The organism is Streptomyces sp. NPDC101225 (genome assembly GCF_044767585.1).
Lineage (GTDB): Bacteria > Actinomycetota > Actinomycetes > Streptomycetales > Streptomycetaceae > Streptomyces.
Genome location: NZ_JBIWOE010000052.1, coordinates 1 through 12,191 on the forward strand (window position 1 = coordinate 1; position 12,191 = coordinate 12,191).

8 protein-coding genes and 2 pseudogenes are annotated in these 12,191 nt (G+C 71.2%); 6 read left to right on the forward strand and 4 right to left on the reverse strand.

Features of this window, described 5'->3' with window-relative positions; all coding sequences use genetic code 11:
* Nucleotides 1-94: 94 nt before the first annotated feature.
* Both ACIRPX_RS40580 and ACIRPX_RS40585 read right to left on the reverse strand, forming a co-directional pair.
* A pseudogene (locus ACIRPX_RS40580) lies at nt 95-826 on the reverse strand (tetratricopeptide repeat protein); the annotation flags it as partial.
* A gap of 341 nt (nt 827-1,167) precedes the next feature.
* Nucleotides 1,168-2,946 (reverse strand): recombinase family protein, encoded by a 1,779-nt coding sequence (locus ACIRPX_RS40585; protein ID WP_404204927.1) that lies wholly within the window; start codon nt 2,944-2,946, stop codon nt 1,168-1,170.
* A gap of 44 nt (nt 2,947-2,990) precedes the next feature.
* Between ACIRPX_RS40585 and ACIRPX_RS40590 the strand changes: the two are divergent.
* Both ACIRPX_RS40590 and ACIRPX_RS40595 read left to right on the forward strand, forming a co-directional pair.
* Nucleotides 2,991-3,740: pseudogene (locus ACIRPX_RS40590) on the forward strand (pirin family protein); the annotation flags it as partial.
* Between the two features lie 106 nt (nt 3,741-3,846).
* Complete coding sequence (locus ACIRPX_RS40595) at nt 3,847-4,926, forward strand: AI-2E family transporter (RefSeq protein ID WP_404204929.1); 1,080 nt, start codon at nt 3,847-3,849, stop codon at nt 4,924-4,926.
* A 44-nt stretch (nt 4,927-4,970) separates the two neighbouring features.
* Here the strand turns inward: ACIRPX_RS40595 and ACIRPX_RS40600 are convergent, their stop codons facing one another.
* A complete protein-coding gene (locus ACIRPX_RS40600; RefSeq protein ID WP_404204931.1) occupies nt 4,971-7,139 on the reverse strand; it encodes a SpoIIE family protein phosphatase in 2,169 nt (722 codons plus the stop codon).
* Nucleotides 7,140-7,282: 143 nt separating this feature from the next.
* On the opposite strand from ACIRPX_RS40600, the gene aspS reads away from it, so the two are divergent.
* The 4 genes from aspS (at nt 7,283) to ACIRPX_RS40620 (ending at nt 11,649) form a co-directional block, all read left to right on the forward strand.
* Nucleotides 7,283-9,046, forward strand: a complete 1,764-nt coding sequence (gene aspS / locus ACIRPX_RS40605) for an aspartate--tRNA ligase (RefSeq protein WP_404204933.1) — start codon at nt 7,283-7,285, stop codon at nt 9,044-9,046.
* Nucleotides 9,047-9,166: 120 nt separating this feature from the next.
* Nucleotides 9,167-10,066, forward strand: coding sequence for a dioxygenase (locus tag ACIRPX_RS40610; protein WP_404204935.1), 900 nt, complete (start codon nt 9,167-9,169; stop codon nt 10,064-10,066).
* A 131-nt stretch (nt 10,067-10,197) separates the two neighbouring features.
* Nucleotides 10,198-10,656, forward strand: coding sequence for a hypothetical protein (locus ACIRPX_RS40615; protein WP_404204937.1), 459 nt, complete (start codon nt 10,198-10,200; stop codon nt 10,654-10,656).
* A gap of 27 nt (nt 10,657-10,683) precedes the next feature.
* Complete coding sequence (locus ACIRPX_RS40620) at nt 10,684-11,649, forward strand: intradiol ring-cleavage dioxygenase (protein ID WP_404204939.1); 966 nt, start codon at nt 10,684-10,686, stop codon at nt 11,647-11,649.
* A gap of 42 nt (nt 11,650-11,691) precedes the next feature.
* Here the strand turns inward: ACIRPX_RS40620 and ACIRPX_RS40625 are convergent, their stop codons facing one another.
* A complete protein-coding gene (locus tag ACIRPX_RS40625) occupies nt 11,692-12,168 on the reverse strand; it encodes a hypothetical protein (RefSeq protein WP_404204941.1) in 477 nt (158 codons plus the stop codon).
* Between the last annotated feature and the right edge of the window lie 23 nt (nt 12,169-12,191).

Below are 12,191 nucleotides of genomic sequence, written 5' to 3' on the forward strand. Positions count from 1 at the left end.
ACCGAACCAGACGCCCGAACTCTCCCGCAACAATGCCGACACCATGCCTGATCAGCGGAAACTCAACGACCACATCCGGAAAGACAACGGCTTCTTAGGCCAGTGCTTCGCGTGCGCGGCGGGCGAGTTCGGCGGCTCCGGGCACTTTGCGGCGCTGATAGGTGGAGAGGGTGGAGCGGAGCGAGGTGATTGCTTTGCAGGTGCGGTCGGACGTCATGCCCTCCATCAGGGTCAGGGCCTGTGACCAGGCGGCGACGGCTTCGTCGGCTCGGGCCTGGGCGGCGAGGCTGTCGCCGAGGTCGGCGTGCGTGAGGGCGTGGACGCGCTTGTACTTCTCGGGGTCCCAGCGCACCAGGGCGTCGCGGTGTTGTTGCTCGGTGCCGACGTGGTCGGCGAGGTCGGTCAGGGTGCGGGCGGTGTGGCTGGCGACGGTGCCGGCGGCCGGGCCGCTGACGCGGGAGTAGCTGGGCTGGGGACCGTCGTCGCGCAGGAGGGCGTCTTCGGCGGCGAGCAGGGTGCGGGCTGCTGCTGGCTTCGCGCCGACCGCAGCGTATGCGCGGGCGTGGGTGATGTGCAGTAGCGCCTCGGTCTGGCCGTCGACGTGGCCCAGGCCGCGGGTGAAGGCGGCTTCGACGAGGTCGATGCAGTGGTGGGGCTGTTTGAGGCTAAGGGATTGGTGGGCGAGGGCGCGCATCATCCAGGCGGCGTGGCCGCGCGGGTCAGCTTCGCAGGCGAGATGGTAGCCGACCTGATAGTAGCGCTGTGGTGCACCTTCCTGGCCGAGGTCGTGGTGCTTCCACCCGGCGAGGTAGGCGAGTTCGGCGACGACAGCGACTGGTTCGGATGCCCTAGACAGCGAGCAAGTGTGAGGGGTACCGAGTCGCTGACGGTGAGTGGTGCGCGGTCGGGTGCAGCCATGCTTCGCGGCGTTGCTATGCCGTCGGCCATGGCCAGAACAGTCACCGTCGGTCGGCGAAGTGGCGGCCGGGCTGGGCGCGGGGTTGTGCAAGAGACGGCTCCTGACGGTTGGGAGACGCAGGGGCGCCAGAGCAGCGACGCGGCTGCCCGGAGCCCCCGAGGACACCGTCAATGCTCCGGAGAATCGCCGGTTTCGCTAACCGGCGATGTGGGTGTACTCTCCCTCGCTCGTCTCGGTTCAGCGGCAGGTCAGACCGCTTCTGCTAGCACCTCCTGCTGCCTCGATTCGCCAGTCTCTGCGTCATCGCCCTCGGCCTGTTCCGGTCGTACGAACTCGACCGTCGCCCGCTTCTCGACGGGCGTCGACCTTCCCGCACCGGACGCCTTGGTGACCGTGACCCGGCGCACGAACAACTTGACGAACTCCCGGCGCTCCTGCGTCGTCGCAGCCTCCCACCATGAGCCCTCGCCCACAGGATCGACGTCCCCCGCACCCAAGGGCAGCCACAGGTGGATCGGGAGCGTCGGCGTCGCCGCCTCTTCCAATTCGGTGAGACGGGCCTCCGCCCGCTCCATACGGCCGAGGAGCCGTTCCCTGCGCTCCCGGAACCGGCGTCGTCCGACGGGGTCGTCGTAGTCGCCGGCCTCTTCCCTGTCGTACAGCTCCTCCAGCGCGTGCTTGGCATCGGCGCGTTCGGTGACGAGACTGCGGCGTTCGCCCACGATCTCCGGCTGTTCCGTCTGCGCCGCGTACCGACGGGCGGCCTCGGCGAGGATGACTGCCGTCTCGGGGTCATCTTCGGCGGTCTGGATGAGGGCGAAGATTCGCCGGGCGACGTACAGGTCCAGGGTCTGCATGCTGATCGTGCACTCGCCCTCGTGCTGGCCCGGCAACGATTTCCGACGGCGGCAGCGGTACGCGGCCTTGTTGGGAGTGGTGGCGCGGTGCGACGTCATCACCGCTCCGCAGTCGCAGAACAGGACGTCCATGGCGGAGAGGACGGCGTGTCCGCGCGACAGGCCCTTGCCCTGGCCCCGCCCGTCGAGCCACTTCTGCAGCTCGTGCCAGTCGTCCGGCGGGATGATCGGCGGGTACGCCTGAACCGGCTTCATGGTCTCGGGGTCGCGCTCGATGCGGTAGCTCTCGATGGTGCTGGTCAGCTTGCCGTCCTCCCGGCGCTTGTAGACCGGGGTCGCCGCGTAGCCCGCGATGCGGGGGTCGCGGAGGATGCGCATGGCCGTCTTCGGGTCCCAGATGCTGTCCTTCGTCTTCTTGCCGACTCGCTGCCCCTTCGTCGGTACGCCGTCGGCGGTCATCTGAGCGCAGATGCCCGTGAGGGAGCCCGGATGCCGACGTCCCCCTCCGGGGCGGTACGGCATGTCCTTGTGCTCCTTGATCCGCGCCCACATGTCCCGAATCACCGGCACCTCGTCGGGATCGTGCTCCAGGATGTGGATCACGACGGGCCTGCCGTCGGCCGTCGTTCGCGTCGCGGGGACCATGCGGAAGCCGTACGGCGGCTTGCCGCCCACATAGCCGCCGAGTTCACGGGCCGTCTTCTTCGCGCCCCGCACCGCGTCGCTCTTGTTCTTGCTCTCGCTGTGGGCCGCGTCGAGCCGCAGGATCAGATGGATCAGGTCCATCAGGTTGCCCTTGCGGAACTCGCCCTCGGTGAGGCTGACGATCGTCACGCCGAGGTTGAGTAGCTCCGTGACGATGGGGATGGCGTCCAGCGGATCCATCCGTGACAGGCGGCTGATGTAGTAGACGATGATCAGGTTGATCCGGCCCTCGTGGCAGTCCTTGAGCAGCCGGTCGAAGTCCGGGCGGCCGTCGCCCGTGAACGCGGATATGCCGAGGTCTTCGTACTCGGTGATGCTGACGACCCCGCGCCGCTTGGCCTCGGCCACACCCGCAGCGCGCTGTGTGACCGTGCTGACCTCGGACTTGTTGGTGCGCCCCACGGACTGACGCCCATAGACCCCTGCATGGATGTCCATGCCGGTCACCACCCCTGGTCTGATCATGGGGGGACTCTAGCCGATTTTTAATCCCCCAACTGGTTTAACTCAAAAAGGCCCCCTGGCACCCGCACCGCGGATTCGAGACCGTCACCTACATCATCGACGGGATCTTCGACCACCAGGACTCCAACGGTGGCGGCGGCACCATCACCAACGGCGACACCCAGTGGATGACCGCGGGCTCGGGCCTTCTGCACATCGAGGCTCCGCCGGAGGCGCTGGTCATGTCCGGCGGGCTCTTCCACGGGCTGCAGCTGTGGGTGAACCTCCCGGCCAAGGACAAGATGATGCCCCCGCGCTACCAGGACATCCGCGGTGGCAGCGTGCAGCTGCTGTCGACCCCGGACGGCGGGGCGCTGCTGCGGGTGATCGCCGGTGAGCTGGACGGCCACCAGGGCCCCGGCATCACCCACACGCCGATCACGATGCTCCACGCGACGGTGGCGCCGGGCGCGGAGGTCACCCTGCCGTGGCGGGAGGACTTCAACGGCCTCGCCTACGTCCTCGCCGGCCGGGGCTCCGTCGGCACCGACCGCCGCCCGGTCCGCATGGGGCAGACGGCCGTCTTCGGCGACGGTGGCTCCCTGACGGTCCGCGCGGACGAGACGCAGGACTCGAACACGCCGGACCTGGAGGTCGTGCTCCTGGGCGGGCAGCCCATCCGTGAGCCCATGGCCCACTACGGCCCCTTCGTCATGAACACCCGTGACGAGCTGCAGCAGGCCTTCGAGGACTTCCAGAAGGGCCGCCTGGGGACGATCCCCGCGGTGCACGGGATGACGGAGGGCGGCCTGTAGGGCCTGCCGGCAGGCCCTCGCGGGGCACCTTTCGACCGGGACCGCCGGACCTCTCGTTCGGCGGTCCCAGCGCGACACGGCATCTGACGTATGGCCAGATGAGAGGGTGCCCGCTCCGCAACCGCTGCTTCCCGGTCCCGTACGGCGGCTCGGCGCCTGGTGCGCCGTCGTGCTGCTGGTGGCGGGCGTCGGCTGGGTCGGCATCCGGCTCTGCGCGGAGCTCAGGACCGCGGTCACGCCGGTGCTGCTCGCGCTGCTCGGCACGGCACTGCTCGGGCCGCTGTACCGGCGGCTGGTGAAGGCGAAGGTCAACCGGTCGATCGCGGCCGGGCTGACGTGCGTGGCCGTGGTGGCCGTCGTCGGCGGGGCCGTGTACGTCGTGGTCGCCGCGCTCATCGACACCGGGGACCAGATCATCGCCTCGCTGAAGGACGCGGGGCGGTCGGTCGCCGAGCACTTCGGGGCGGCCGGGACCTCACTGGACGATCTCGCCTCCAACGCCAAGGACCTGCTCGGCAGGTTCGGCGGAACGGCCGCGTCCAACGTCATCAGCGGGGTCAGTGTCGTCGGCGAAGGCATCGCCATGGCGGTGCTGGCCCTGCTGCTCGTCTTCTTCTTCCTGCGGGACTCGCACCGGGCGGCCGGCCTGATCCGGAGCCTGGCCCCGGGCCGGAGCGGCGACACCCTCGAGGCCATGGCCCGGCGGGCCTACGAGGCGGTCGAGGGGTTCATGCGCGGCACCACCCTGATCGCGCTCATCGACGCCTTCTGCATCACGGTGGCGCTGCTGGTCCTGGACGTGCCCGGTGCCGTCGGCCTCGGTGCGCTCGTCTTCGTCGGCGCCTACATCCCCTATCTCGGCGCCTTCATCTCCGGCGCCGTCGCCGTTCTGGTCGCGCTCGCCGACCGCGGCTTCGTGATCGCCCTGTGGGCCCTCGGCGCCGTCGTCGCCGTGCAGGTGCTGGAGGGCCATGTCCTCCAGCCGGTGATCCAGAGCCGTACGGTGCAGATGCACCCGGCGGTCGTGATGGTCGCGATCACGGCGGGCGCGTCGGTGGCCGGAATCCTCGGCATGCTGCTGGCCGTACCGCTCACCGCGGCGGCCTTCGGTGTGGTGGGCGAGCTGCGGGCGCGCTACGCCCTGCCGGACGGGGGCGTCTCGGCGGCCGAGTCCCCGGAGGCGTAGACGCGGCCCGCCCGCCGGAGCCGTCCGGTGGGTGCGCGGACGCGCTACGCCGGGGCTTCGGGGGAGCCCTCCCCCGCCGAGCCGTCGGACTCGTACAGCTCGAACCAGATGCTCTTGCCCTCGCCCTGGGGGTCCACGCCCCAGGCGTCGGCGAGGAGTTCCATGAGGACCAGGCCGCGGCCCGAGGAGGCCAGTTCGCCGGGGCGGCGCTTGTGCGGCAGGGCGTCGCTGGTGTCGGTGACCTGGACGCGCATACGGCGGCTGCCGGGCTCGCCGCGCACGTCGGCCAGCAGCAGGGCGTCGGCGTCGGTGTGCACCAGGACGTTGGTGAGCATCTCCGAGACCAGCAGCACCGCGGAGTCCACCTGGTCGGGCGAGGGCCAGTCGTGCAGCAGCTCGCGCAGCTGCTGGCGGGCCGCCGCCACCCGCTCCGGTTCGGCCTGGGCGACCGACAGCATGGTGCGGCGCACGGGCGGCGGCAGGAACAGGGTCTCGCCGCTGCCCTGCTCCGGCCGGTGCAGCAGCAGGACGGCTATGTCGTCCTCGCGCCGGTCGGCGAACGGGCCGGTGGTGTGGTGCGAGGAGGGCCCGTGCACGCCCTGCACCAGGGCGTCGGCCAGCTCCTCCAGATCGCCCTTGTGCTCCTCCAGGATCGTGCGCAGCCGCTGCCAGCCGCTCTCCAGGTCGTGCCCGCCGGTCTCGATCAGACCGTCGGTGCAGATCAGCATGGTCTCGCCGGGTTCGAGCGTGATCCGGGTCGTCGGGTAGTCGGCGTCCGGGTCGATGCCGAGCGGCAGGCCGCCCGCCGTCGGCCGGGCCAGCACCGTGCCGTCCACCAGCCGGATCGCCGGGTCCGGATGCCCCGCACGGGCGATGTGGAGGGTGCCGGTCGCCGGGTCGGCCTCCACGTACAGGCAGGTCGCGAAGCGCAGGTCGGAGAGTGTGTCGTCCTCGGCGACGCCGTCCGTCATGCCGTGCAGGAAGCGGGAGGCGCGGGAGAGCACCGCGTCGGGGCGGTGGCCCTCGGAGGCGTAGGCCCGCAGGGCGATCCGCAGCTGGCCCATCAGGCCGGCCGCCCGGACGTCGTGGCCCTGGACGTCGCCGATGACCAGGGCGATCCGCCCCGCCCCGGAGGAGGGACCCCCGGGCAGCGGGATCATGTCGTACCAGTCGCCGCCGACCTGGAGGCCGCCGCCGGTGGGCACGTAGCGGGCGGCGACACGCATCCCGGGTATCTGCGGGCCGAGTGTCGGCAGCATCGAGCGCTGGAGGCCGTCGGTCAGCGCGCGCTCCGTCTCGGCGGCGCCGGCCCGGGACAGCGCCTGGGCGAGCATGCGGGCCACCGTCGTCAGCACGGACCGCTCGTCCGGGTTGAAGGTGACGGGATACGCGAAGGCCGCCATCCAGGCGCCCATCGTGCGCCCGGCCACGGTCAGCGGCAGAAACGCCCAGGAGTGGCGGCCGAAGGACGAGGCGAGGGGCCAGGTGGCCGGATAGCGGGCCTTGTACTGGTCGGGGGTCGAGATGTAGACGGCACGGCCGGTGCGGGCCACCTCGGCGGCCGGGTAGTCCGTGTCCAGGGACATGTGCGAGAAGGGGCCGTCGTCGCCGGGCTGGTGCCCGTGGTGGCCGATGATCGTCAGCCGGTCGCCCTCCACGCCGAAGACCGCGAGCCCGTCCGGGGTGAAGCCGGGCATGGACAGGCCCGCCGCGACCCGCAGCACCTCCGCCGTCGACCGCGCCTCGGCCAGCGCACGGCCCGCGTCCAGCAGGAACGCCTCCCGGGAGCGCCGCCAGTCGCCCGTGACGGCGCTGCGCCCGGCCGGTGAGCCCGGCGTCGGCTCGGTGACCTCCTGAAGGGTGCCGATCAGCTGGAAGGCCCGCTTGACCGGGTCGAACGACGGCTTGGAGCGGGAGCGGACGACTCGGATCACCCGGCCCTGCTCGTCCATGATCCGGATCCGTACCTCGGCCAGCGTGCCCTCGGCGACGGCCAGCCCGACCACACCCGTGATCTCGTTCCAGTCGACCGGATGGAGGCGGGCCCTGGCCTGGGCCTCCGTAAGAGTGGTCTCCTCGGCGGGCAGGCCGAGCAGCCGAGCTGCCTCGGCATCGACCGTGACCTTGTCGGTGGCGGTGTCCCAGTGCCACATGCCGGTCGCGAGGGCTGCCAGAACCTCCCCCACGGCGGGCAGAGGCTCACCAGTGCGCATTGCCCCACTTTATGGAGAGGAGATCCGGGAGTGCCACCGATCGTCGCCTCTTCATGGTGGGGAGCCGATCTTGGGGTGCCCGGTACGCTGGGGGTGTTTCACGTGAAACGTGCCCCCGATCCGCGAAGACTGGATGAACGACGATGCATCGGTACAGGTCCCACACCTGCGGCCAGCTCCGCTCCTCTGACGTCGGCACCGACGTCCGGCTGAGTGGCTGGCTGCACAATCGGCGCGACCTGGGCGGCATCCTCTTCATCGATCTGCGCGACCACTACGGCATCACCCAGCTCGTCGCGCGCCCCGGCACCGCCGCCTACGAGGCCCTCGACAAGGTCACCAAGGAGTCCACGGTCCGCGTCGACGGCTCGGTCGTCTCCCGTGGCGCCGAGAACGTCAACCCGGACCTGCCGACCGGTGAGATCGAGGTCGAGGTCGGCGAGGTCGAGGTGCTCGGCGCCGCCGCCCCGCTCCCCTTCACGATCAACACCGAGGACGGGGTCAACGAGGAGCGGCGCCTGGAGTACCGCTTCCTGGACCTGCGCCGCGAGCGCATGCACCGCAACATCCTGCTGCGTACGTCGGTCATCTCGGCGATCCGCCACAAGATGACCGCGCTGGGCTTCAACGAGATGGCGACGCCGATCCTGTCCGCCACCTCGCCCGAGGGCGCCCGCGACTTCGTCGTGCCCTCGCGCCTGAACCCCGGCAAGTTCTACGCGTTGCCGCAGGCCCCGCAGCAGTTCAAGCAGCTGCTGATGATCTCCGGCTTCGACCGCTACTTCCAGATCGCGCCCTGCTTCCGGGACGAGGACGCGCGTGCGGACCGCTCGCCGGGCGAGTTCTACCAGCTCGACATCGAGATGTCCTTCGTCGAGCAGGAGGACGTCTTCCAGCCGGTCGAGAAGCTGATGACCGAGCTGTTCGAGGAGTTCGGGAACGGCCGGCACGTGACCTCGCCCTTCCCGCGGATCCCGTTCCGCGAGGCGATGCTCAAGTACGGCTCCGACAAGCCGGACCTGCGGGCCAAGCTGGAACTCGTCGACATCACCGACGTCTTCGAGGGCTCGGAGTTCAAGGCGTTCGCGGGCAAGCACGTGCGCGCGCTGCCCGTGCCGGCGGTCCAGGACCAGCCGCGCAAGTTCTTCGACCAGCTGGGTGACTTCGCGGTCTCCCAGGGCGCGAAGGGCCTGGCCTGGGTGCGCGTCGCCGAGGACGGTTCGCTGAGCGGCCCGATCGCCAAGTTCCTCACCGAGGAGAACGTCGCCGAGCTGACCAAGCGGCTCCAGCTCGCCGCCGGTCACGCGGTCTTCTTCGGCGCGGGCGAGTTCGACGAGGTCTCCAAGATCATGGGCGCGGTGCGGGTCGAGGCCGCCAAGCGCGCCGGGCAGTTCGAGGACAACGTCTTCCGCTTCTGCTGGATCGTCGACTTCCCGATGTACGAGAAGGACGAGGACACCGGAGCGATCGACTTCTCGCACAACCCGTTCTCGATGCCGCAGGGCGGCCTGGAGGCCCTGGAGACCCAGGACCCGCTGGACATCCTGGGCTGGCAGTACGACATCGTCTGCAACGGCGTGGAGCTGTCCTCCGGCGCGATCCGGAACCACGAGCCGGACATCATGCTGAAGGCCTTCGAGATCGCGGGCTACGACCGCGAGACCGTCGAGGAGAAGTTCGCGGGCATGCTGCGCGCGTTCCGCTTCGGCGCCCCGCCGCACGGCGGCATCGCGCCCGGCGTCGACCGCATCGTGATGCTCCTGGCCGACGAGCCGAACATCCGCGAGACCATCGCTTTCCCGCTCAACGGCAACGCCCAGGACCTGATGATGGGCGCGCCGACGGAGCTGGAGGAGGCGCGGCTGAAGGAGCTGCACCTGTCGGTGCGCACGCCGCAGCCGAAGTAACCCGAGCGGACCCGAAGGGCTCGAAACCGGCGTCGGTTTCGAGCCCTTTCCCGTGCCTGCCGGGATTCACAGCTCCCTCCGATGTTCCGGCCGGCCGCCCCGCGCCTACGTTCCCTGGCCATGACGGACACTCGGACACCCGAAGACAGACGACATCTGGCCCGCCGCACGGTCCTCGCGGCGGGCAGCGTGGCCGTGACCGCGGCGGGCGTGGGCAGCGCCTTCGCCGCCGGTTCCGCCGGCTCTCCCGGTCCGGACACCGACGCCGCGGCGGCGCGGGAGGCCTGCTACACCCTGACCTCCGAACTGGTCGAGGGGCCGTACTACATCGACGCGGACAAGATCCGCCAGGACGTCACGGAGGACCAGGACGGCATCCCGCTCGCCCTGCGGCTCAAGGTGATCGACGCGCAGACGTGCCGGCCCTTGCGGAACGCGGCCGTGGACATCTGGCACTGCAACGCGTCCGGCATCTACTCCGGATACGAGGAGACGGGCAGCGGTGGCGGCGGCCCCACCGGTCCCCCGCCCTCGGACACGCCGACCGGCACCCCCACCGACGTTCCCACCGGGACCCCGACCGACGGGCCTCCTCCCGGCGGCGGCCACCAGGAGCCGACCGACGACGCACGCTACCTGCGCGGCACCTGGCGCACCGACCGGCACGGACACGTCGCGTTCCGGACCGTCCTCCCCGGCTGGTACCAGGGCCGCTGCGTGCACATCCACGTCAAGGTGCACGTGGACGGCACCTGGACGGACGCCGGATACGAGGGCGGCCACACCTGCCACACCGGCCAGCTCTTCTTCGACGAGACCTCGGTGCTGCTGTCGGCGGACGTGCCGCCGTACGCGGCCAACACCACCCCCCGCACCACCCTCGACGAGGACACGATCTACCCGGGCAACGGCCATGCGGGCGGCCTGCTCCGCCTCGACTACGACCACCGGCACATCGCCCGGGGCGTCCATGCCCGTCTGACGCTGGGCGTCACGCCGGACGAGACGCACGACGGCTGACGCCGCACCCGCCCGGGCGAGCTCACCGGAAGCCCACAGGCCGTGCGAGGAGGGCGCACAGCGGCCCGTCGTGTCATGGGAGGAGGACATCGCAGGGGCCGGCGCGGACCGGCGGGCAAGGGAGGTCGGCCATGGGGTACGCGGGCGTGACGGCGCTGCTGCTGATCGCCGGGGCGGCGGGTGCGGCCGTCATCCTGCGCCGGGCGCGGGGTGCCCAGGGCCGGCCGGGCGCACGGGGCGCGTCCGGGCTGGACGCGGAGGCCGAGGCGCATCGCCTGCTGCTCCGGCTGGCCGCCGGCCTGGCCCCGCCGGACGCGGTGAGCTGGGCGGGCGCCGACGCCTCGGCGGGACGGGCGCTGACGGAGGCCGCCACGTGCCATCGCGGCGCCCGGGCCCTGCTGGCGGACGCCCGCACGACCGCGGAGTACGAGCGGGCCGCGCGCCTCGCCCAGGAGGGCCTCCGGCACGTCCGGACGGCACGTGCGGCGCTGGAGCACGGTGCCGCGCCGGCGGACGGCGCGCATCCGGCGGCGGTCCCGGGCGGGCCCCGAGGACTGAAGGGTCTGCACAGTGCTTTCCCACGCTCCTGACAGCCGCTCCTCCTACCTTCGCCGTCCATGACGGGAAACGAGACGGCCCAAGGGCCGCGACACAAGAAGGACCCGACACGCCGCAAGGTCGTCGCCGTGGGTGCGGGCGCGGTGGCTGCGGCGGGCATCGGGGGCGGGCTGGCCCTGAACGCCTTTGCGGACGAGCCGGCCGCCGACGCCGCGGCGAGCGGCGGCAGCGCCGGGAGCTGCTACCGGCTCACCTCGGAGACCACCGAGGGGCCGTACTACATCGACGCGGACAAGATCCGCCGGGACATCACCGAGGACAAGGAGGGCATCCCGCTCACGCTCAGCCTCAGGGTGATCGACTCCGAGAGCTGCAAGCCGGTCCGCAACGCGGCCGTGGACATCTGGCACTGCGACGCGCTGGGCATCTACTCCGGCTACGAGAGCCTGTCGACCGGCGGCGGCAGCGCCCCGACGGACGCGCCCTCGGGCACACCGACCGGCACTCCGACGGGCACTCCGACGGGCGCGCCGCCGTCCGGTGGTACCGGGGGCGGCGGTCACGAGGAGCCCACGGACGACGAGCGCTACCTGCGCGGCACCTGGAAGACCGACCACGGCGGCCGGGTCACCTTCAAGACGGTCTTCCCGGGCTGGTACCGGGGCCGTGCCGTCCACATCCACACCAAGGTGCATGTGGACGGCACGTGGACGGACGCCGGATACGAGGGCGGTCACACCTGCCACACCGGCCAGTTCTTCTTCGCCGAGGAGGCGGTCCTCGCCTCGGCGACGGTCGAGCCCTACTCCACCAGCACCACCGAGCGCACCACGCTCACCGAGGACACGATCTACGACCAGAGCGGCACCACGGGCGGCCTGCTCAGGCTGGCGTACGACAGGAAGCACATCGCGAAGGGCGTGCACGCGTCGATCACGGTCGGCGTCGACCCCGACGAGACCCACGACGGCACGGACGACGCGGTGCAGCCGGGCGCCTCGGCGTCGGCCTCGGCATCGTCGTAGGCGCCGCCGCGTCCGCGCGGGTGACCGGGGCCCGGGCCCCGGTCACGTGTCGTACGTGCCGTCCCAGGGTTCGCCGAAGCCGAGGTGGTCCGGGTACAGCTCGGCCCACGGCTCGCCGTCGTCCTCACCGGCCAGCAGGCCGAACAGGACGCCGTCCACGGTGACCTGGAAGGGGCGGACGGCGATGTCCGTGTACGAGCGACGCGGGAGGCTGCGCAGCAGCTTGGCCAGGTGGACCCGGGCGCGGGCGAGCACGGAGTCGTCCCCGTCCGGGTCGCGCTGCTGCTCGGCCCAGGTGCCGGCGCACCAGATCTCGGAGTCGCGGTAGTGGCCCTCGGCGTCGAAGAGGTGGAGCACGGTGTAGAGGCGTTTGTGCTCTTCCCAGCCGTCGTCGGGGCGGAACCCTTCGGGGAACGCGTAGCTGACCGACGCCAGGAACTGCCCGTCCGCGTACCGTCCGATGCTCTCGGTACGGTGCCGCGGCTGGTAGGCGATCGGAATGACCTCTGGTACTGCCATGGCGGAAACCATAAGGGTGAGCT